Origin of the sequence: Modestobacter sp. VKM Ac-2978 (assembly GCF_026968025.1) — a bacterium.
GTDB lineage: Bacteria > Actinomycetota > Actinomycetes > Mycobacteriales > Geodermatophilaceae > Modestobacter.
On sequence record NZ_JAPVBP010000006.1, the window covers coordinates 224,853 to 246,153 of the forward strand.

At 74.0% G+C, this 21,301-nt stretch carries 18 protein-coding genes; 6 read left to right on the plus strand and 12 right to left on the minus strand.

Going from position 1 to position 21,301, the window contains the following annotated elements; translation table 11 throughout:
- Positions 1 to 49 precede the first annotated feature (49 nt).
- The 4 genes from O2W53_RS16315 to O2W53_RS16330 all read left to right on the plus strand — a co-directional run bounded on the left by O2W53_RS16315 (position 50) and on the right by O2W53_RS16330 (position 3,689).
- Positions 50 to 685: a Jag family protein gene (locus O2W53_RS16315; RefSeq protein ID WP_269164108.1), complete on the plus strand. Its 636-nt coding sequence runs from the start codon at positions 50 to 52 to the stop codon at positions 683 to 685.
- A gap of 101 nt (positions 686 to 786) precedes the next feature.
- Positions 787 to 1,398: a 16S rRNA (guanine(527)-N(7))-methyltransferase RsmG gene (gene rsmG / locus O2W53_RS16320; RefSeq protein WP_269164109.1), complete on the plus strand. Its 612-nt coding sequence runs from the start codon at positions 787 to 789 to the stop codon at positions 1,396 to 1,398.
- A 76-nt stretch (positions 1,399 to 1,474) separates the two neighbouring features.
- On the plus strand, positions 1,475 to 2,590 hold the full coding sequence (locus O2W53_RS16325) for a ParA family protein (RefSeq protein ID WP_331253805.1): 1,116 nt from the start codon (positions 1,475 to 1,477) through the stop codon (positions 2,588 to 2,590).
- A 67-nt stretch (positions 2,591 to 2,657) separates the two neighbouring features.
- Positions 2,658 to 3,689, plus strand: coding sequence for a ParB/RepB/Spo0J family partition protein (locus O2W53_RS16330; protein ID WP_269164110.1), 1,032 nt, complete (start codon positions 2,658 to 2,660; stop codon positions 3,687 to 3,689).
- Positions 3,690 to 3,751: 62 nt separating this feature from the next.
- Here the strand turns inward: O2W53_RS16330 and O2W53_RS16335 are convergent, their stop codons facing one another.
- The 9 genes from O2W53_RS16335 to O2W53_RS16375 form a co-directional block, all read right to left on the minus strand.
- A complete protein-coding gene (locus O2W53_RS16335) occupies positions 3,752 to 4,756 on the minus strand; it encodes a D-alanine--D-alanine ligase family protein (RefSeq protein ID WP_269164111.1) in 1,005 nt (334 codons plus the stop codon).
- Complete coding sequence (locus O2W53_RS16340) at positions 4,753 to 6,195, minus strand: aminotransferase-like domain-containing protein (RefSeq protein WP_269164112.1); 1,443 nt, start codon at positions 6,193 to 6,195, stop codon at positions 4,753 to 4,755. The genes O2W53_RS16335 and O2W53_RS16340 overlap by 4 nt, the downstream gene beginning before the upstream one ends.
- A gap of 35 nt (positions 6,196 to 6,230) precedes the next feature.
- Positions 6,231 to 7,361 (minus strand): N-acetylmuramoyl-L-alanine amidase, encoded by a 1,131-nt coding sequence (locus O2W53_RS16345; RefSeq protein WP_269164113.1) that lies wholly within the window; start codon positions 7,359 to 7,361, stop codon positions 6,231 to 6,233.
- 236 nt (positions 7,362 to 7,597) lie between these two features.
- On the minus strand, positions 7,598 to 7,927 hold the full coding sequence (gene trxA, locus O2W53_RS16350) for a thioredoxin (RefSeq protein WP_036333052.1): 330 nt from the start codon (positions 7,925 to 7,927) through the stop codon (positions 7,598 to 7,600).
- 59 nt (positions 7,928 to 7,986) lie between these two features.
- Complete coding sequence (gene trxB / locus O2W53_RS16355; protein WP_269164114.1) at positions 7,987 to 9,003, minus strand: thioredoxin-disulfide reductase; 1,017 nt, start codon at positions 9,001 to 9,003, stop codon at positions 7,987 to 7,989.
- A 48-nt stretch (positions 9,004 to 9,051) separates the two neighbouring features.
- Positions 9,052 to 10,686: a protein kinase family protein gene (locus O2W53_RS16360; RefSeq protein WP_269164115.1), complete on the minus strand. Its 1,635-nt coding sequence runs from the start codon at positions 10,684 to 10,686 to the stop codon at positions 9,052 to 9,054.
- A 70-nt stretch (positions 10,687 to 10,756) separates the two neighbouring features.
- Entirely contained in the window at positions 10,757 to 12,652 is a 1,896-nt protein-coding gene (gene murJ, locus O2W53_RS16365) for a murein biosynthesis integral membrane protein MurJ (RefSeq protein WP_269164116.1), read from the minus strand.
- A gap of 146 nt (positions 12,653 to 12,798) precedes the next feature.
- Complete coding sequence (locus tag O2W53_RS16370; RefSeq protein WP_269164117.1) at positions 12,799 to 15,078, minus strand: DUF6049 family protein; 2,280 nt, start codon at positions 15,076 to 15,078, stop codon at positions 12,799 to 12,801.
- A complete protein-coding gene (locus tag O2W53_RS16375; RefSeq protein WP_036333049.1) occupies positions 15,075 to 15,551 on the minus strand; it encodes an NUDIX hydrolase in 477 nt (158 codons plus the stop codon). Before O2W53_RS16375 ends, O2W53_RS16370 begins: the two co-directional genes overlap by 4 nt.
- 42 nt (positions 15,552 to 15,593) lie before the next feature.
- On the opposite strand from O2W53_RS16375, the gene O2W53_RS16380 reads away from it, so the two are divergent.
- Positions 15,594 to 17,096, plus strand: a complete 1,503-nt coding sequence (locus tag O2W53_RS16380; protein WP_269164118.1) for a CCA tRNA nucleotidyltransferase — start codon at positions 15,594 to 15,596, stop codon at positions 17,094 to 17,096.
- Here O2W53_RS16380 and O2W53_RS16385 read toward each other — a convergent pair whose 3' ends face one another.
- Positions 17,097 to 18,422, minus strand: a complete 1,326-nt coding sequence (locus O2W53_RS16385) for an MFS transporter (RefSeq protein WP_269164119.1) — start codon at positions 18,420 to 18,422, stop codon at positions 17,097 to 17,099.
- Positions 18,423 to 18,530: 108 nt separating this feature from the next.
- Between O2W53_RS16385 and O2W53_RS16390 the strand changes: the two genes are divergently transcribed.
- Positions 18,531 to 19,202 carry a YqgE/AlgH family protein gene (locus O2W53_RS16390; protein ID WP_269164120.1) on the plus strand — a complete coding sequence of 224 codons (672 nt, stop codon included), beginning with the start codon at positions 18,531 to 18,533 and terminating at the stop codon, positions 19,200 to 19,202.
- A 132-nt stretch (positions 19,203 to 19,334) separates the two neighbouring features.
- Here the strand turns inward: O2W53_RS16390 and O2W53_RS16395 are convergent, their stop codons facing one another.
- Both O2W53_RS16395 and O2W53_RS16400 read right to left on the minus strand, forming a co-directional pair.
- Entirely contained in the window at positions 19,335 to 20,099 is a 765-nt protein-coding gene (locus O2W53_RS16395; RefSeq protein ID WP_269164121.1) for a hypothetical protein, read from the minus strand.
- 86 nt (positions 20,100 to 20,185) lie between these two features.
- Positions 20,186 to 21,265 carry an inositol-3-phosphate synthase gene (locus O2W53_RS16400; RefSeq protein ID WP_269164122.1) on the minus strand — a complete coding sequence of 360 codons (1,080 nt, stop codon included), beginning with the start codon at positions 21,263 to 21,265 and terminating at the stop codon, positions 20,186 to 20,188.
- Positions 21,266 to 21,301 lie beyond the last annotated feature (36 nt).

Here is a 21,301-nt window from a genome sequence, read left to right on the forward strand (position 1 = left end):
CCCTGACCACCGGGCTCGCCCGGCCGCCTGCACGACCCTGGAGGACTCCGTGAGTGCATCCGACAACGACACCGTGGCCACGTCCGAGGCGACCTCGGACGCCCTGCTGACCCCGGCCGGCGGGAGCGGTGACCCCGCGCTCCCCGACGCCGACCCGGCGTCCTCCGACGCCGTCGTCGAGCCGGTCGACGTCGAGGACGAGTCCGACGACGAGGACGGCGGGGACGGCCTGCTCGTCCGCGAGGGGGACGTCGCCGGCGACTACCTCGAGCGGTTGCTCGACATCCTGGACGTGGACGGCGACATCGACCTGGACGTCGAGGGTGACCGGGCCTCGGTCGCGGTCGTCGGCGGCCAGCTGAAGACCCTCATCGGGCCCGACGGCGCCACGCTGGAGGCGCTCCAGGAGCTGACCCGGCTGGCGGTGGCCCAGTCCACCGGTGTCCGCAGCCGGCTGATGCTCGACATCGGGGGCTTCCGGGCCAAGCGGCGCGCAGACCTCACCAGCCTGGCGTCCGCAGCGGCCGAGCGGGTCGCCGAGAGCGGAGCACCCCAGCGCCTCTCGCCGATGAACCCGTTCGAGCGGAAGGTCGTGCACGACGTCATCGCCGCAGCCGCCGGTGTGCGCAGTGAGTCGGAGGGCGAGGAGCCGAACCGGCGCGTCGTGGTCCTGCCGGACCGGTGACCGAGGAGGAGGGCCAGGCCGAGTGCCCGCCGTCCGCAGCTGATCCGTCCGGTCCCGTTCCGGAACCATCGGCGGCGGCCATCGCTCTGTTCGGTCCGGCTGTGGAGCAGGCGGCCCGCTACGTCGGGATGCTCGCTGGTGACGGTGTGGTCCGAGGGCTGATCGGGCCGCGTGAGGTGCCCCGGCTGTGGGACCGCCACGTGCTGAACAGCGCTGCGCTGGCCGAGGTGGTGCCGCAGGGCAGCCGGGTGGTCGACGTGGGCAGTGGCGCCGGGCTCCCCGGCGTGCCGCTGGGGCTGGCCCGGCCTGACCTCACGCTGACGCTGGTCGAGCCGATGGCCCGTCGGGTGGAGTTCCTCCAGGACGTCGTGACGGAACTGGGCGCTCCCTGGCGGGTGGTGCGCGGGCGTGCCGAGGAGCGGTCGGTCGTCCGGGCGGTCGGGCCGGTGGACGTGGTCACGGCGCGGGCGGTGGCGCCGCTGCCGCGACTGGTGGGCTGGTGCCGTGGGCTGCTGGCCCCGGGGGCCCAGCTGATCGCCCTGGTCGGCGCCCGGGCAGCAGCCGAGGTGCCGGATCTGGTGCCGGAGTTGGAGGCTGCGGGCATGCGGGACGTGCACACGCGGGCAGTCGGTGTCGAGCTCGGTGCCGCAGCCACTACCGTGGTGCTCATGACGCGCGCTGGCACCTCCCGGTCCGGGCGCTCGGCAGGGTGAGCCGGTTTCACGTGGAACTCGCCGTAGCGACCGCGCCCTGTTCCACGTGGAACACGGTGGTGAGGAGGACGCACCGATGACGGACCCGGGCGAGCGCCTGCGCAACAGCCTCGCCGCTGATCTCCCGGTCGGTCCCGACTTCGACAGCCCGATCGCCATGGAGGCGATGCGGGCCACGCGCGTGCTGCACGCCGCTGACCAGGAACCCTTCCCGGCGCCGGGCCGGATCCGGGTGGTCACGGTGGCGAACCAGAAGGGTGGCGTCGGGAAGACGACGTCGACGGTCAACCTGGGTGTCGCCCTGGCCATGTACGGGCTGCGGACGCTGGTCATCGACCTCGACCCCCAGGGGAACGCCAGCACCGCCCTCGGTGTAGAGCACACCGTGGGCACCCCCTCGATCTACGACGCGCTCGTCGGCGACAACACGCTCGCCGAGGTCACCCACCCGACGACAGCGAGCCCGAACCTCTTCTGCGTCCCGGCGACGATCGACCTCGCCGGCGCGGAGATCGAGCTCGTCTCCGTGGTCGCGCGGGAGCACCGGCTGCGGCGCTCGATCGAGGCCTATCTGCACGAGCTCCCCGCCGAGGAGCGCCCGCACTACGTCCTCATCGACTGCCCGCCGTCCCTGGGGCTGCTCACGCTGAACGCGCTGGTGGCCGGGGACGAGGTGCTGATCCCCATCCAGTGCGAGTACTACGCCCTGGAGGGCCTCGGGCAACTGCTGTCGAACATCGACCTGGTACGCGCCCACCTGAACCCGGGCATCTCGGTGAGCACGATCCTGCTCACCATGTACGACGGTCGTACCAAGCTCGCCGACCAGGTGGCCGACGAGGTGCGCAACCACTTCGGTGACCTGGTGCTCGCGGCGGTCATCCCGCGGAACGTCCGGGTGAGCGAGGCGCCGGGCTACGGGCAGTCGGTGCTCACCTACGACCCTGGCTCCCGTGGCTCGACCAGCTACGTGGAGGCCGCGCGGGAGCTCGCCCGCCGGGGAGCGGCCCTGCCGGCGTCGACGCCTCAGCCGATCAGCCAGCCTCCTCCCCCACCACCGGTCGCCGCACCGGTCTACCCGCCACCGGTGGGCGGGCCGCCGCCACCGGTGGCCGGGCCGCCGTCGGTGGCGGCACTGGTGCTCGGTGAGCCGGCGACGGCTCCGGCCCAGCGCGGACGGCACGCGACGTGACCCCGGTGCGCTCCATTCCCACCCCCGAACCGCGTCTGCGGACACCGGGCATCTGCGAGGAGGACCAGTGACCAAGCGCGGCGGTCTGGGGCGGGGCCTGGCGGCTCTGATCCCCACCAGTGCACCGGCTCCCACGGCGACCCCAGCGGCTCGTGCGGCGGAGGCAGCCGAGGTCGCCGCCACGGCGGTCGACCAGGCCGGGGCCACCCCTCCGGAGGCCACTCGAACGGCGTCGGTGCACGAGCTCCCGAGCCGTGCGCTCGAGGAGGTCGCCGGCGTCCCCGGCGCGCAGCTGCGCGAGCTGCCGGTCGACGACATCGTCCCGAACCCCAAGCAGCCGCGACAGGTCTTCGACGACGAGGCGCTGGAGGAGCTCACCCACTCGGTGCGCGAGTTCGGTCTGCTCCAGCCGATCGTGGTGCGGGAGGCGGGCGACGGCCGCTACGAGCTCATCATGGGCGAGCGCCGGCTGCGTGCGTCGCGGGCGGCCGGCCTGGAGACCGTGCCCGCGATCGTCCGGGACACCACCGACGACGCCATGCTGCGCGACGCCCTGCTGGAGAACATCCACCGGGTCCAGCTCAACCCGCTGGAGGAGGCAGCCGCCTACCAGCAGCTGCTCGAGGAGTTCGGCGCCACCCACGAGGAGCTGGCCAGCAAGATCGGGCGCAGCCGCTCCCAGGTCACCAACACCATCCGGCTGATGAAGCTGCCGGTGAAGGTGCAGACCCGGGTGGCCGCCGGCGTCATCTCGGCCGGTCACGCCCGGGCTCTGCTCGGTCTGCCGGAGGCGGAGGCGCAGGACGCCCTGGCCACTCGCATCGTCGCCGAGGGCATGTCGGTCCGGGCGACCGAGGAGGCCGTCGCGATGGCGGTCGCCGACTCCCCCACCGCGGCCCGCCGTTCCGCCCGGAAGATCAGTGCCCCCGGGGTCGAAGATCTCGCTGGCCGGCTGTCGGACGTGTTCGAGACCAAGGTGAAGGTGCAGATCGGCCGGGCCAAGGGCCGGATCGTCGTGGAGTTCGGCTCGGTCGACGACCTGCAGCGGATCGTCGGGATGATGGCGCCCGACATCACCGGGCGCAGCCAGCAGGAGTGAGCGCCGCAGTTACGTCACAGACGTAACTCGGTGGGAGGTGGTCGTCCGTCCGGACGACCACCTCACCCGGTGATCGGCCCTTCGGCCGCCGCGCGCGCGAGCAACCGGCCGAGGACGTCGCCGAGCCCGTACCCGGCTGCCTCGACCGCCATCGGGAACATCGACGTCTCCGTCAGTCCCGGGGAGACGTTCACCTCGAGGAACTGCACCGCGCCGTCGGGGGTGACGATCGCGTCGGTGCGGGACAGGCCGGCCAGCCCCAGCACCTCGTGCACCCGCAGGGCCACCTCCGACGCACGAGCAGCGACCTCGTCGGAGACCCGCGCCGGGGAGTGGTACTCGGTCATCCCGGGGGTGTACCGGGAGGTGTAGTCGAAGACCCCGGACTCGGGGGCGATCTCGACCGCAGGAAGGGCTTCCGGACCGTTCCCCAGGTCGATCACCGAGAGGGCCAACTCGACCCCGTCGACGAACCGCTCCACCATCACCGTGTCGCCGTAGGCGAAGCAGCTGACCATCGCGGCCGGTAGGTCCTCGACCCGGCTCACCCGCTGCACGCCGAGCGACGAGCCACCCGAGGCCGGCTTCACCATGAGCGGGAGTCCGAGCCGGGCCACGATGAGGTCCAGGACGGCGCCGGCGCCCAGCTCCCGGAAGGTGCTGTGTGGCAGGGCGACCCAGTCCGGGGTCGTGACCCCGGCGGTGCGCACGACCGACTTGGCGGCCGGCTTGTCCCAGGCCAGCCGGCAGGCAGCGGCCGGGGAGCCGACGTAGGGCACGCCGGCCAGGTCCAGCACGGCCCGGAGCGCCCCGTCCTCGCCGGTGGCGCCGTGCAGCGCGATGAACACCGCGTCGGCCGGCGAGGCCGCCAGACCGGGCAGCAGCTCGGCGTCGGCGTCCCGCATCTCCGCGTCCACCCCGGCCCGGGTCAGCGCCTCGACCACCTGCCCGCCGGAGTTGATGCTGACCTCGCGCTCGAAGGTGAGCCCACCGGCGAGCACCAGGGCCCGCAGCGGGGTCGTCGGAGCGTCGGGTGCCGCCTCCGCTGTGGCCGCCTGGTCGGTCATGGCTGACGGTCCTCGCTCTGGTCGCTGTTCGCCGGCCCGATGATCGGCGGCGGGGTCGTTCGGCTGCTCTCCGGCCGGGTCGTGGCCGGGCCCACCGCGCGGAACGTCCCGGTGTCGACGGCGTCGAAGGTGGAGTGCAGGTCCAGCTCGGCCTCGATCACCCGGGCCAGCCGGCGCACCCCCTCGCGGATCTGGTGCGGCTCGGGATAGCAGTAGGACAGCCGCATGTGCTCCCGGCCACCACCGTCGGCGTAGAAGCCGATCCCGGGCACGTAGGCGACGTGGGCGGCGACCGCACGGGGCTGCATGAGCTTGGCGTCCAGGCCGTTCGGCAGCTTCAGCCAGACGTAGAACCCGCCGTCCGGCTTGGTCCAGGTGGTGCCCGGCGGCATGAGCGCGGTGAGCGACTCCAGCGTGGCGTCCCGCCGCTCGCGGTACAGCTCGGTGAAGACCTTGATCTGCTCGCGCCAGGGCTGGGTGTCCAGGTAGCGGGCGACCGCGTACTGGGTGAGCGAGGGCGGGCAGAGGACCTGCGCCTCGGTGGCGAGCACCAGCTTCTCCCGCACGGCCAGCGGGGCCAGCACCCAGCCCACTCGCAGGCCCGGGGAGAAGGTCTTCGAGAACGACCCCAGGTAGATGACCCGGTGCTCGTTGCGGGCGCGCAGGGCGCGCATCGGCTCCTTGTCGAAACCGAGCAGCCCGTACGGGTTGTCCTCGATGACCAGCAGGTCGTACTGCTCGGCGATCGCCATGATCGCCTCGCGGCGGACCTCGGTCAGCGTGACGCCGGCGGGGTTGTGGAAGTTCGGCACCGTGTACAGGAACTTCACCCGGTCACCGCGGGCCCGGCACTCCAGCAGGGCCTCCTCCAGCGCCTCGGGGATCAGCCCGTCGTCGTCCATCGCGACGTGCCGGACGTGGGCCTGGGCGGCCTGGAAGACCCCGAGGGCCCCGACGTAGGAGGGCGCCTCGGCGAGGATGACGTCACCGGGGTCGACGAAGACGCGGGTGACGAGGTCGAGCCCCTGCTGGGAGCCGACGGTGACGACCACCTCGCTGGGCGAGGCGTCGGTGATGCCCTCCAGGGCCATGACGTCGCAGATCCGCTCCCGCAGCCGGGGGTCACCCTGGCCGGAGCCGTACTGCAGGGTCTGGGCGCCCATGCCGGACACCAGCTCGCCGATCATCGACCCGACGGCGTCCAGCGGCAGCGCGGTGACCGCGGGCATGCCCCCGGCGAGCGAGACGACCTCGGGCCGGCTGACCACGGAGAACAGCGCCCGGATCTCCGAGCTCTTCATGCCGTGGGTGCGTGCTGCGTACCGGTCGGCCAAGGGGTCCAGCCGCGGGTGCCGCGGGGAGACGTGCGGGGACGCACCGCTGGAGTGCGCCCCGGCCTGACCGGTTCCGACCGACGGGCCGGGCACAGGAGGGGTCACCTCTCGGAGTCTATGCCCGCCTCCCTGCCAGCCGTTCAGCCGCGGGCGGGCAGCAGGAAGGTGCCGGTGGCCGGGTCGGCGTCGGCGGGCAGGAACAGCCGCTGGACGGCGGCCACGACGGCCTGGGCGACGGTGCTGCGCAGCCGGGCGTCCAGCAGCAGCAGCCGGTCGACCGGGTGGGAGAGGTAGCCGCAGTCGATCCGGACGGCGGGCATCCTCGTCATCCGCAGGATGTCCCAGGTCTTGGGGTGGGAACCACAGTCGAGCATGCCGGTGCGGGCGATGACCTCGCGGCGCACCAGGTTGGCGAACTCCTCGCCGACCGTGGAGCTCGCCCCGGACCCGGTGCCGTAGTAGTAGCTGGCGACGCCGCGGGCGTGCGCCGACCCGTGGGCCTCCATGTGCAGGGAGAGGAAGAGGTCGGCACGAGCCTGGTTGGCGAAGGCGGTGCGGTCCTCCGCGGTCTGGTCCACGGTGCGGCCGCGGGTGAGGTACACCGTGGCACCCGCGGCGGCCAGCCGGCCCTCGATCCGGGAGGCGAGGTCGAAGACCAGGTCGGCCTCGGTGGTCTCCCCGGCCGTGTACCCGCTGTCCGTACCGCCGTGGCCGGGGTCGATGACGATGACCCGGCCGATGAGGTGCGGCCCGGAGTCGACCAGCGAGGCGCTCTGCCGCAGCAGCTGCGGCCGGCCACCGGTGACCCGGCGACCCAGCTGCTTGAGCGCGCGCAGCGTGGCCGGACCGCACGTGCCGTCGGCGGTCAACCCGTAGTCGCGCTGGAACGCCCGCAGGCCCAGCTCCGTGTCGGCGCCCAGCATGCCGTCGGCCCGGCCGGCGTCGTAGCCGAGCTCCAGGAGCAGCTCCTGCAGCCGCCGGACGTCGTCCCCCCGGGTCGGCCGCTCGGGGTCGAACCGCAGCAGCCGGTCGCCCAAGGACCAGCGTGCCTCGTGCAGTGCCCGGTAGGTCTCGTCACCCACCCGGCCGTCGACGGAGAGCCCGCGCACCTGCTGGAAGTGTCGGACGGCGAGCTCGGTGGCTGCGTCGTAGCCCGCGTCGTCCGGACGCTCTGGTCGCTCCGGCTCATCGGTCAGCAGGCCGAGGGAACGGAGCATGGTCTGCACCTCCGCCACGGCGGGACCGGTGCTGCCAGGTCGCAGGACGTCCATGCGCAGGTCGTCGCTCCTCGCTCGGGTCAGGACGGCCGGTCGAGGCCGCTGGAGACGATTGTGGCGGGTGTGCACGACCGGACGGTGCACCGGGTGACCCGGTGCCCCCTCCGGGTGACCGTCGCCCGGAACGGGCGAGGCCCGCCGGTCCGGGGGGACGGGCGGGCCTCACCATGCGATCCGCACCGCAGCGGAGGGGCTGCGGTGCCGCGTCGGCCGGTGGCCGGCCCGACGGATCAGAGGTAGTCGGACAGGTCCGACAGGATGGCGCCCTTGGGCTTGGCGCCGATGATGCTCTTGACCGGCTTGCCACCCTGGAAGACCGTCATGGTCGGGATCGACATGACCTGGTAGTCGCGGGCGATCTGCGGGTTCTCGTCGATGTTGAGCTTGGCGATCGTCAGCTTGTCGGCGTGCTCGGCCGCGATCTCCTCCAGCACGGGGGCGACCATCTTGCACGGCCCGCACCACTCGGCCCAGAAGTCGACCAGCACGGGCTTGTCGCTGCCCAAGACGTCAGTGGCGAAGCTCGAGTCGGTGACGGTCACGGTGTTCTTGCCTGCCATGGTGCTGCTCCTTGCTCAGAGGGGACGGTGCAGTCTGTGGTTTCAGCGCAGTCTGTGGTTCAGCGCTCGTCGAAGGTCTCGGCGAGCCAGCGCTCGGCGTCGATCGCCGCGGCGGCGCCGGTGCCGGCCGAGGTGATCGCCTGCCGGTAGATGTGGTCGACCACGTCGCCGCAGGCGAAGACGCCGTCGACGTTGGTGTCGGTCGTCGGGTGGGAGACCACCACGTACCCCTCGTCGTCCAGCTTCAACTGCCCGACGAAGAGCTCAGTGCGGGGGTCGTGGCCGATGGCGACGAACATGCCGGAGACCGGGAGCTGCTCCGTCGCGCCGGTGGCCACGTCGGTCAGCTCCACCGCCTCGACGGTGGTGTCGCCGTGCACCTCGGTGACCTGCTTGCCCAGCGCCCAGCGGATCTTCTCGTTGTCCTGCGCGCGCTTGACCATGATCTTCGACGCGCGCAGCTCCTCGCGGCGGTGCACCACGGTGACCGACTTGGCGAAGCGGGTGAGGAAGGTGGCCTCCTCCATCGCCGAGTCGCCGCCGCCGACGACCGCGATGTCCTGGTCGCGGAAGAAGAAGCCGTCGCAGGTGGCGCAGGCGGAGACACCGCGGCCGAGCAGTCGCTGCTCGTTGTCCAGCCCGAGGTACCGGTACTTGGAGCCGGTGGCGACGATGACGGCGTGCGCGCGGTGCACCTCCTCGCCGACCTTGATGATCTTCGGGTCGACGGTGAGGTCGACCTCGGTGACGTCCCGGGCGACCAGCTCGGCGCCGAAGCGCTCGGCCTGGGTGCGCATGTCGTCCATCAGCTGCGGGCCCTGGACGCCCTCGGGGAAGCCGGGGAAGTTCTCGACCTCGGTGGTGGTCATCAGTGCACCGCCGAACTGGGACCCCTCGAACACGAGGGGGTGCAGGTTCGCGCGGGCGGCGTACGTGGCAGCGGTGTACCCGGCGGGACCGGACCCGATGATGATCAGGTCGCGGATCCCGTCGTGCTCGGCCGGAGGGATCTCCGGGGCGGCAGCGGTCGGGACCGTCAGGCCGGGAGTGGGGTCGTTGCTCGTCACAGGCGGCACAACGGACAGCCTAGGGCGGTCATTCCCTGGGGGCGGCCGGGTCCTTCGTCAGCCGGCTGCGGTGACGCTGACCTCGGCCAGGTCGGCGCTGAAGCCATCGTCGACGGGGACGAGGCCGGTCACCCACACCAGCACGTACCGGGTGGTCGCCGGCTCGGCGAACTCCAGCACGTCCTCGCCGGTCAGCTCCGCGGAGGCGGCGACGTCGAACGCCTCCAGCCCGGCCTCCAGTGAACCGCCGGTGCGCACCTCCACGGTCGCCCCGGGCCGGGTCGTCTGCAGCGCGACGCTGCTCACCGGCTGCTCGCTGCCCAGGTCGTACAGGACGCCGACGCCGGGCTTCAGGTTGCCGAAGTCGGCCGAGCCCCGGTAGTTCAGCGTCGACCACGCGGTGCTCGGGTCGCCGTCGAAGGACAGCGGGACCTCGTCGTCGTTCTCCGGCTCGCCGTCGCCGAACGGGTCGAAGACCGTGGCGCCGGTGAGAGGCACCGGGGCGCCGGCTGCCGGCGGGGCCGGTGCCGGCTCCTCACCGGGTGCCGGGGCGGCCGCGGCGGTCGTGCTGGACTCCGGCGTCGACCCGGTCGGACCGCCCTCGACGCTGCCGGCCACGGAGAGCACGTTGGTGCCGAACCACCAGCCGATGGCCACGACGAGGGCCAGCGCCAGCACCGGCAGCCCGATCACGGCCAGTCGCCGCCGGGCGGACGACGACGCCTCGCGCTCGGCGACGCCGTCGTCCTCGGCCGCGAAGGTCCCGTCGAGCACGAGGTCGCCCTCGGTGCCGTACCCCGCCGGCCCGGCGGACAGCGGTCGGGACAGCGACGCCCCGGGGACGGGCGGCAGGTGGTTGCGGACCAGCCGGACCGGCTGGTCCTCGTCGCCGTCGTCTTCGGCGGTCTCGTCGGCATCGGCCAGGTCGCGCCGGTCGCGCAGGCGGCGCACCCAGCCGCTGTCGGTGAGGCCGTCGGGCCGGGCGGCCTCCTGCGGGCCGGTACGCGGACGCTCGACCAGCAGCGAGACCATCGTGGTCACGCTCGACAACCCGGTGGCCGGGTCGGTCGACCGGGCCCGGCGCACCAGGGCGGCGAGGTCGGGCGAGGAGATCTCGGCGGGCCGGGCTCCGGGCAGGCCGGTCAGGCACAGCTCCAGCAGCGCCCCCAGGGCGGTGATGTCGCCCTTCTCGGTGCCGCTGGCTGCCGGCACCGACAGCAGGCCGACCAGGCCGCCGGGACGCAGCACGACGTGCTCGGGCGTGAGACCGCCGACGGCCAGGCCCACCCGATGGGCCTCCGCGACCCCCTCGGCCAGCCGGCGGACCACCGCGCGCGCCTCGCGCTCGGACAGCGGGCCCTCGGTGGCGAGCCGGTCGGAGAGCCGGATGCCCTCGATCCACTCGTTGACGACGTAGGCGGCGCCGCCGGGCTCGGTGCGGCCGGTGCCCTCGGCGGCGTCGTAGACCATCGCCAGCGCGGGGGTGGCCAGCCCACCGGCGGTCAGCGCGCGGTTGATCCACTCCCGCGCGGCCGGGCCGCCGGGGGTGTGCACCCGCAACGCCACGTCACGGTTGAGCACCCGGTCACGGGCGCGCCAGGTGCGGATGACGCCGGTGGGCGTCTCCTCGTCGGGGGCCACCTGGTCCAGCGGGCGGTAGCGGTCGGGCAGGCCGGTTGTCGTCGACGTCACGGACGCTGCCGACCCCCTGCTCGTTCACGGCCGGGAACGGCGCCCCCGGTTCTGGCCCGAGACCGCCTGGTCACCGTGAGCGCCCGAGTCGAGCCCGGACCCCGGCCAGTAATCCGCGGAGCTCCGGGACACCGGCCATCACGGCACCCGCGACGACCGCGCTGCCGATGACCACGGTACCGAGGACGACCGTCCCGAGCGAGCCCGGCACCGAGGTGCCCAGTGACCTGCCCGCGAGCGACACGGCGGCCCAGCCGAGGGCCCCGGCGACGGCCGAGACCGCGGCCATCCGCAGCACCGTGGTGCCTGCCTCGGCGCTGGCCCGCACCCCGAGCTTGCGCTCCAGGGCGATCGCGCCCACCACCCAGCCGGCCACGTAGGTGGCGCTCGTGGCGATCATCAGCCCGGCCACGACGTGCTCCGGCTCGACCAGCACCGGCACGAGCAGCATCAGCGGCACCCGGACGGCGACCATCGCCACCTGGATGAGCGTGGGGGTCCGGGCGTCCTTCATGGCGTAGAACACCCGGAGCTGGAGCAGCGTCACCGCCATCGGGAGCAGGCCGAACGCACCCACCGCGAGGGCGACGCCCACCCCGCGGGCGTCGTCGACGTCGGCGTTCCCGCGGGCGAAGGCCACGATGCCCACGGCGGGGCCCAGGACCACCAGCAGGGCGGTCACCGGCAGCAGGCCGGTCGCCGACAGTCGGGTGCCCAGTGAGAGGTCGGCGACGACGCCGTCCATGTCGTGCCGGGCGGCCGCCCGGCTCATCCGGGGCAGGAGGGCGGTCAGCAGCGCGACGCCGATGATCCCGTAGGGCATCTGGAACAGCAGGCTGGCGTTGGCGAACGCGAAGGGGCCGAGGCCACCGGCGTCGGCGGCGGCGTTGGCCACGATGCTGGCGACGACGACACCGACCTGGCTGACCAGCACGTAGCCGATCACCCAGAGCCCGAGCGTGCCGGCCTCGCCCAGCCCGGTGCCCCGCAGCCCCCACCGCGGCCGCAGCGGCACCCCGTGCCGGCCCAGCAGCGGAAGCAGCACGAACGCCTGCACGGCGATGCCCAGCGTGGTGCCGATGCCCAGCAGCCAGACCTGGAAGGCGGTGATGGTGAGCGGCGTCAGGTCGCCCGGCCCGGCCGCCAGCAGGAACACCGCGCCGGTGGCGATGACCACGACGTTGTTCAGCACCGGCGCCCAGGCCGGTGGCCCGAACACCTGTCGGGAGTTGAGCACCGCCGTCGCCAGCGCACCGATCCCGTAGAACACGATCTCCACCAGCAGGATCCGGGCCAGCCAGTTGGCCAGCTCGACCTGGCCCTCGTTGTCCGGGGTGTCCCGGATGCCCATCAGCCAGGTCAGCGCGGGTGCCGCGAGCACGGCCACGACGGTGAGCGCGGCCAGGCCGACGGTGGCCAGGGTGAGCAGCCGCTGGGTGTACCGCACGCCCCCGTCGGCGTCCCGCTCCTGCGCGCTGACCAGCAGCGGGACGACGACCGAGGTGAGCACCCCGCCGAGCAGCAGCTCGTAGACGATGTTGGGCAGCGTGTTGGCCACGGTGTAGGCGTTGCCGACCAGGCCGAAGCCCAGGGCGGCGGTGAGCACCACGGTGCGCAGGAAGCCGGTCAGCCGGGAGACCAGGCTCGCCACGGCCATCGTCCCGGCCGCGCGCAGGATGCCGCCGCTGCCACCGGAGCGACCCTGGCGGACCTCGGGGTCCTCCGGCTCGTCCTCGAGGTAGCGCGGCACCGCCGGGATGACCGGGATGAGCTGGGTGTCGTCCGGGCCGGGCACGAAGCGCCGGGGCCGCGCCGGTGGCGGCACCGGGGGCAGCACGGCACGCCGGCGGGCGGCGTCGGCCGGACGGTTCCCCGTCGGCCGCGCCGCCGGGTAGCCGGCGGGTGGCGGTGGCAACGGTCGCGGGGAGAGCGACGGGGCCAGGGTCTCGGGCTGGTTGCCGACCACCGGCCCCGGGACGGCGGTGGTCGGAGTGGGCGGCGGACTGGGCTGTGCCCCGCGGTACGGAGGCGGGGGCAGCGGTGCGGGCGTCCGGGGCCGCGCGTCGGATGAGCCGGTGCGCTGGTCCTCCGACCCGGCCGGTGGGCCGCCGCTCACACCGGGCTCCGGGTGGGCGGCAGGCCGACCGCCTCGTCCGCGGTGGGGGCCGGCTCGCCGCGCCGGCGGCGCAGCACGAAGCGCACCGCCCGGCGGAGGAAGAGCAGGGCCAGCAGCGCGGCGGCGCCGAGGGTGATCGCCAGGGTGACCGGGCCGTACGCGGTGCTCCGCACCTGCAGCTGCACCGGCTCGCCCAGCGGGACCTCGGTGGGCGTGGTCAGCCGTGCGGTGACGGTGAACCCGCCGGACTGTTGGACGTCGGCGGGCACCTCGATCTGGGTGAGCGACTCCGGCCCCAGCGTCTGCACGCCGATGTCCTCGGTGGTGAGCTGGACGTTGCTGCGGGCCTGGAGGTCCAGCCGGACCTCGACGGCGAAGGGCAGGTCGTTGCGCACGGTGAGCACGAGCGGGGCGTCACTGGAGGCGAGGGTGTAGGTCCCGTCCGCCGGGGTGACCAGCGTGACCTGCTCCCGCAGGCGGGCGACCGTGTCCCGCAGGTCGGTGACCGCGGCCTGGGACGCCGCCGGCTGGCCGCGCCACTGCGCGGACGCCGCCCGGGCGATCGCCGCGTCGTACCCGGCGAGCGCCGCGTCGGCGTCGCCGACCACGGCGGCGGCGAAGTCGTCCCGCACCCGCGAGGTCTCCACGATCCCGGCCATCGTCGCGGCCGGCAGCCGGACGTCCGGGTCGGTGCCGGTCAGCTCCCCGACGTCGGCGGCCGGGCCGTCGGCCGCTGCGGCCACCGAGAACGGGACCAGCCACGGTTGGGTGTACGTGTCGGTCATCATCGCGGCCACGGTGCCCGGGTCCGGGTCGACCCAGCGGGGTGGGGCGACGAGCACGGTGGAGCCGACGCCGTCGGCCTGCTGGGCGTGCAGCGCCGCGAGCTCGGCCAGGTGGCGCTGTTCGACCAGTCGCCCCGCCCCCGGCTGGAGGGTCGCGGCCTCGACGGCCTCGGCCAGTTCCCCGTCGGCGACCAGCGTGGTGACCGGCCCGCCGTCGGTCGTCAGGTCGCCGCGGGCGACGGCCGGGTCGCCGTCGTCCCCCACCGCCCGGCTGCCGCCGGTCAGCCCGTCCTCGGCCAGCACCACGGTGCCGACCCCGCCGTCGACCAGGGTGGCCAGGGTGGCCTCGTCGACGGTGCCACCGGCCGGCCAGGCCAGGTCGGTGCGCGGCTCCACGCCGAGCACCTCCTCCACGATCGCGGCCCCGGCGCCGGTCTCCCCGGACGGGCCGGCCGCGGGCGCCGGGACCAGGGCCCCGTCTGCGGTGCCGGGCTGGCGGGCGGTGCCCTCACCGGGCAACGTGCGGAGGAGCGCATCCGGCCGGCCGGCCGCGACCAGGGCGTCGGCGTCGGCGTCGGCGTACGGCAGGGCCACCACGTCGTGGTCGGCGGCCAGTCGGCGCAGTCGCTCGAGGAGTGCGGCCGCGTCGGCGGTGCCGGTGCCCTCCTCGCCGTCCACCAGGTAGGGGCCGGCGGCCATGGCCGACAGCTCCTCGAGCAGCGCCGGGTCGACGGCGAGGGTCACCGGCACGACGGGCTCGGTCTCCGCCGGCGTCGGAGCCGTGGTGCGCGGCAGCTGCTCCACGGTCTCCAGGACCCGGTCCAGCCGGCCGCCCTCGGCCACCTGGGCGGCGAGCGCGTCGTCGGTGAAGGCGCCGGTGGCGTCCCGGTGCGGGCGGTCGGTGATCGGCCAGAGCCACGCCACGCCCGTCCGGGTGGCCGGCTCCGCCGGCTGGACGACGAGGTGGGTGGACAGCTCGGCCACCCGCTCGGTGACCCCGTCGGCACGGGTGCCGTTGACGTTGACCAGGAACGGGTACACCCCGTCGGCGGTGAGCTGCAGCCCGTCGGCGGTGCTGGGGTAGGTGAACGTGACCTCCTCCCCTGGCTCGAGCTCGTCCGAGGACACCTCGAGGAAGGGCGTGGTCGCCGCGGTGTGGTCACCGGGCCGGGCGAGGTCGGCGGCGAGCCGGCTGCGCGAGGTCAGCACCTCGCCCCGCTGCAGCCGCACCTCCAGGTCCTCATAGGTCTCGGTGCTGTCGTTGCGCAGGGTGGCGGTGACCTCGACGGCGGCGCCCGGCGTGACGGTGCGCGGCTCCAGCCGGTCCAGGGTCAGCTCCAGGGGCCGGTCGGCCGACGAGCCGGTCGCGCGGCCGGCGTCGCCGGGCGCTGCGGACGCGGCCGGGACGCCCAGCATCCCGCCGACCACGGTCACGAGGGCGCCGAGCAGCACCTGCCGGCCGCCGGCGCGGCCGGCGGCCCGCCGGGTCACGCGCTGTCGGCCAGCAGGCCGGGCGCGCGCTCGACCAGCGCACGCTCGTCGGCGTAGGCCAGACGCCCGCCGAGCTCGGTCAGCGGCACCCAGGCGACCTCGGTGACCTCGACGTCGGCGTCGGACAGGGCGCCGCCGGTGGCCCGGAGCAGGAAGTGGTGGACCGTCTTGTGCACGCGGCGGCCGTCGGCGACGAACCAGAAGTCGATGATGCCCAGCGGGGCGACGACCTGGCCGATGATGCCGGTCTCCTCCGCGACCTCACGGACGGCGGTGTCCTCCGGGGTCTCGCCCTGCTCGATGTGCCCCTTGGGCAGCGACCAAAGCAGGCGACCGCGGCGGTCGGTGCGGCCGATCAGCGCGGCGCGCGGCCCGGTGACCTCGTCATCTGCGACCACCAGCCCTCCCGCCGAGGTCTCGTCGACCCGACGCAGCCGGCGGCCGGGGCGCTGCCGCCCGCCCGTCCCAGCCATGTCAGCAGGGTAGCGCGCGACACGGCACTACCCTCGACCGTCGTGTCAACCGAGCCGTCGCGTCGCGCCCCCTCCGGCCCGACCCCACCACCCCCGCCCGTCCCCGCGGCGGTGCAGCAGACGGTGCGCGAGCTCGTCGAGGTCTCCCCCGTGCTGGTCGCCCTCGGCGAACGGTTCTCCGCAGCCGGCCACGAGGTGCACCTCGTGGGCGGTTCGGTGCGCGATGCCCTGCTGGCGTCCGGGACGGGACGGCCGCTGCCCACCGGCGACCTGGACCTGACCACCGACGCCCGGCCGGAGCAGACCCTCGAGGTGCTCCGGGGCTGGGCCAGTTCCACGTGGAACACCGGCATCGCCTTCGGCACCGTCGGCGCCGAGGTGCGCGGCGAGCGGGTGGAGATCACCACCTTCCGCGCCGACCGCTACGACCGGGAGTCCCGCAACCCGGAGGTCGCCTGGGGCACCTCGCTCACCGACGACCTGGCCCGGCGCGACTTCACCGTCAACGCGATGGCGGTCTCGCTGGGCCCCGACCGCACGGTCACCGACCCCTTCGGCGGGCTGGGCGACCTGCTGGCCCGGCGGCTGCGCACCCCGGGCCGGGCGGTCGACTCCTTCGCCGACGACCCGCTCCGGATGCTGCGGGCGGTCCGGTTCGTCGCCCAACTGGGGCTGACCCCGGACGACGAGGTGGTCGAGGCGATGACCGCCCTCGCCCCCGAGCTCGGCCGGATCACCGCCGAGCGGGTGCAGCACGAGTTCTCCCGCACGCTGCTCAACGACGCCCCCGGCCCGGCGCTGGACCTCTTCGTCTCCACCGGGCTGGCCGACGTCGTCCTGCCCGAGCTGTCCGCGCTGCGGATGGAGATCGACGAGCACCACCAGCACAAGGACGTCTACGTCCACTCGCTGACCGTGCTGGACCAGGCGATCGCGCTGGAGAAGGCCGACCCCGGAGCGCAGTCCCCCGACCTGGTGCTGCGGCTGGCGGCGCTGCTGCACGACATCGGCAAGCCGGCCACCCGGCGGCACGAGGACCGCGGCCGGGTCTCCTTCCACCACCACGAGGTCGTCGGCGCCAAGCTGGTGCGCAAGCGGCTGCTCGCGCTGAAGTACCCGAAGGACGTCGTCGAGGCGGTCTCCCGGCTGACCTTCCTGCACCTGCGCTTCCACGGGTACGGCCGCGGTGAGTGGACCGACTCCGCCGTCCGCCGGTACGTCACTGACGCCGGTGACCTGCTGCCGCAGCTGCACAAGCTGGTCCGCTCCGACTGCACCACCCGCAACCGGCGGCGGGCGGCGGCGCTGTCGGCGACCTACGACTCGCTGGAGCAGCGGATCCAGGAGCTGTCGGAGCTGGAGGACCTGGCCCGGGTGCGGCCGGACCTGGACGGCAACCGGATCATGGAGCTGCTGGAGATCCCGCCGGGCCGCGAGGTCGGCGAGGCCTGGCGCTTCCTCAAGGACCTGCGCCTGGAGCGGGGGCCGCTCGAGCCCGAGGAGGCCGAGGCCGAGCTGCTCGCCTGGTGGCGCAGCCGCAGCTGACTACGGGGTGAGCGACACCCGCAGGGCGAGCGGGGCGTCGTCGGTGCGCCGGGCCTCGGCGCGGGCCCAGCGGCTGAACGCCACGGCGGTGAGCAGGTAGCCGGCGGCGATGCCGACCAGCAGCACCCAGCTGACGCCGGACGCCGGCATCAGGAACGCCCCGGCCAGCAGCGCCGCCACGAAGGTGGCGTTGAACAGGGTGTCGTAGACGGAGAAGACCCGGCCGCGGAAGTCGTCGTCCACCGCCTCCTGGAGCGTGGTGTCGACACAGATCTTGATGCCCTGGGCGACGAACCCCAGGACGAGGACGGCGGCCACGATGGCCGCCGGCCGGAACAGCCCGCCCAGCACCAGCTGGCCGGTGCCGCCGAGCACCAGCAGCCCGACCACCCAGGCGGCCTTGCCCCACCGGCGCACCGCCCACGGCGTCACCGCGGCCGCCAGCAGGGTGCCGGCGGCGCCGGCCGCGAGCACCTGGCCCAGCCCGGCCAGCCCGCCCGGGAAGAGCCCGGTGTCGTCGGCGAAGGAGTTGCGGTAGAGCAGCAGCGTCATGAGGGTCAGCAGCCCGTACATCAGCCGGTGCACCGCCATCACCGACAGGATGGCCGTCGCCGGTGGGTGCGCCAGCATGTGCCGCGCGCCGGCCACCATCCCGTGCAGCACGTCGCGGGCGCTGACCGTGGCGGCCAGGCTGAGGTGGTCGGGGCCGAGGTGGCCGCGCGGGAAGCGGGAGACGACGGCGGAGGCCACCAGGTAGGGCACCGCCGAGGCCAGGGCCAGGCCGGCGTAGCCGCCGCTGCCGGAGCCGATGAGCGCGGTCGCGCCGATGGCGACCCCGCCGCCCAGCACGCCGGCCACCGCCCCGGACGTCGTGGACAGCGCGTTCGCCGAGACCAGCGAGGGTGCGTCGGTGGTGTGCGGCAGCCCGGCGGAGAGCGCAGAGAGCACGAAACGGTTGACCGAGAACACCAGCAGCCCGGCGACGTAGAACCCGATCCCCTGGATCCCGGCCAGGATGAGCGCAGCGACCGCGACCACGAGGACCGCGCGGACCACGTTGGCGACCAGCAGCACCTGCCGGCGGCTCCAGCGGTCCAGCCACACCCCGGCGAACGGACCGACCAGCGAGTACGGCAGCAGCAGCACGGCGAACCCGGCCGCGACGTCGATGGGGTTGGTGGCCTGCTGGGGGTTGAACAGCACCGTGCCGGCCAGCGCGGCCTGGAAGACGCCGTCGCCGAACTGCGAGGACAGCCGGGTGGCCAGCAGGCGGCGGAAGTCGGCGCGCAGCAACAGATGACGCACGGTGGTGGGCGCCTGCTGCATCCCAGCCACACTACGTCGCCGGTGGCCGGGCGGCAGCCGAGGTCGGGCGGTCAGGAGGCAGGCCGATGGGCCACCCCTCCGGCTCGTCCCTGATGCACACTGGAGGCGATGAACCCGGTGCCCTCGTCACCCGACCCCGAACGTCGTCCCGCCGCCGGCCAGGCTGCGGGGCGGGGCCGGCGTACCGGCGTACCGGCCCTGTCGGTCGGCTCGCTGGACGACGTCCGGCCGGGCTCCCTGCTGGTCGCGATGCCGGCCCTGACCGACCCCACCTTCGCCGGGGCGGTCGTCTACGTCCTGGACCACGCCGACACCGGCACCATCGGCGTCGTGCTCGGCCGGCCCAGCGAGGTCCGGATCGGCGACGTGCTGCCGGGGTGGTCGGAGCTGGCCGTGGAGCCGGGCGTCTTCCACGTCGGCGGGCCCTGCGAGGCCGACACCGCCCTGTGCTTGGCCACCCGCCGGGGCAGCACGCCGCTGCCGGACGACAGCGGGCTCCGTGAGGTGGCCGGCGCGGTGCACCTGGTCGACCTGGACAGCGACCCGGCGGAGCTGGACGGCGAGATCGGCGGTCTGCGGGTGTTCGCCGGCTACGCCGGGTGGTCGGCCGGGCAGCTGGCCGGCGAGCTGGCCGAGGGCGCCTGGGCCTGCGTCACCGGGATCCCCGCCGACGTGCTGACCGGCGCGTCCGGGCCGGAGCTGTGGCGGTCGGTGCTGGGCCGCCAGTCGGGCCGGCTGGCCGTGCTCTCCACCGCCCCGGCGGACCCCTCCGCCAACTGAACCGGCTCCTGGGCCGCCATGACCGCGTGTCGACTCCCGGATCCGGTCGCGGCCTGGTAGGAAGGGGACCGCAGGAGGGGGCGACCTGGGGAAGAGGCCGCCCCCTCCTGCTCTGTCTCCAGCCCGGCGTGGCTACAGGCCCAGCGCCGCCGCGAGGTCCGGGTGCTCGGCGAGGCTCACCGTGTCGCTGTCGGCCGGGAGCGTGATGTCCCGCTCGCCGTGGTCGGCCAGGGTGATGGTGACGGGGACGTCCTGCAGCGTGGTGGAGTACTGCACCAGCAGCTCGCTGTCGGCGGCCACGGCGATCGCCGTCCCCGTCGGGTTCTGGAAGACCGAGGCCAGCTCCCCGTTGATCGACTGGCTGCCCGCCCAGGTGTAGCCGGCGAAGGACCGTGGGTCGTCGGCCGTCGGGGCGGCGAGCTTGGGCACCATCTGGACCAGCACGTCCAGCAGCGAGGCGGTGCCGCCGGCCTGCGTGGTGGCGATCGGGCGGCGCACGTAGGTGGCGGGCGGGAGGCCGGCCTCCTCCAGCGCCTCGGCCAGCCCCGGGACGTCGCCCTGCCACAGGTCCTCACCGGTGAAGAAGAGGGTGCGGGTGTCCTCGGGGCGCCCGTCGGCGTAGCTGGTGACGGCCTGCGCCCGCCCGATCCCCTCGGCGAAGTCGATCTCGCCGGTGAGCGTGAGGACGGCGCCCTCGGCGTAGGGGGCGGTCACCTCGAAGTCGGCGCCGCCCTCCTCGAGGTCGGCGGCGAGCACCTGACCGAGGACCTCGGCCTCCTGGGTGGTCACCGGGTCGCCGGGGACGCGCTGGACGGTCTCGTCGTCCCCGCACCCGGCCAGCAGGGCCAGTGCCACCAGCAGGGAGGGCACGACCAGGGGCGGGCGGCGCAGCTGCATGCCCCAACACTAGGAGCCGGGCCGGGGCCCGGACGCGGAACGGCCCGCACCCGGTGAGGGGTGCGGGCCGTTCGGTGCTCCTGCTGTCAGCGCTCGATGTCGCCGCGGATGAAGGCCTCGACGGCGTCCCGGGCCTCGCTGTCGCTGTACTGCTCCGGCGGGCTCTTCATGAAGTAGGACGACGCGGACAGGATCGGCCCGCCGATGCCGCGGTCCAGGGCGATCTTCGCGGCCCGGACGGCGTCGATGATGATGCCGGCCGAGTTCGGGGAGTCCCAGACCTCGAGCTTGTACTCCAGGTTCAGCGGGACGTCGCCGAACGCGCGGCCCTCCAGGCGGACGTAGGCCCACTTGCGGTCCGAGAGCCACGGCACGTGGTCCGACGGGCCGATGTGCACGTTGCCCTTGCCCATGTCCCGGTCGACCTGGCTGGTGACCGACTGGGTCTTGGAGATCTTCTTGGACTCCAGGCGCTCCCGCTCGAGCATGTTCTTGAAGTCCATGTTGCCGCCGACGTTGAGCTGCATCGTGCGGTCCAGCTGCACGCCGCGGTCCTCGAACAGCTTGGCCAGCACCCGGTGGGTGATGGTGGCGCCGACCTGGCTCTTGATGTCGTCGCCGACGATCGGCACCCCGGCGGCGGTGAACTTGTCCGCCCACTCCTTGGTGCCGGCGATGAAGACCGGCAGCGCGTTGACGAAGGCGACGCCGGCGTCGATCGCGGCCTGCGCGTAGAACTCCGCTGCCTGCTGCGAGCCCACCGGGAGGTAGCAGACGACGACGTCGGCGCCGGACTCCCGCAGCGCGGTGACCATGTCGACCGGGGCGTCGTCGGACTCCTCGACGATCTCGCGGTAGTACTTGCCCAGCCCGTCGAGGGTGGTGCCGCGCTGCACGGTGACGCCCAGCGGCGGCACGTCGGCGATCTTGATGGTGTTGTTCTCGCTGGCGACGATCGCCTCGGAGAGGTCGCGGCCGACCTTCTTGGCGTCGACGTCGAACGCGGCGACGAACTCGACGTCGGAGACGTGGTAGTCGCCGAACCGGACGTGCATGAGGCCGGGGACCGACGCGGTCTCGTCGGCGTCCCGGTAGTACTCGACGCCCTGGACGAGCGACGCGGCGCAGTTGCCGACGCCGACGATGGCGACCTTGACCGATGCCATGGACTGACTCCCTCCGACGGACCCGAGCCGGGTCCG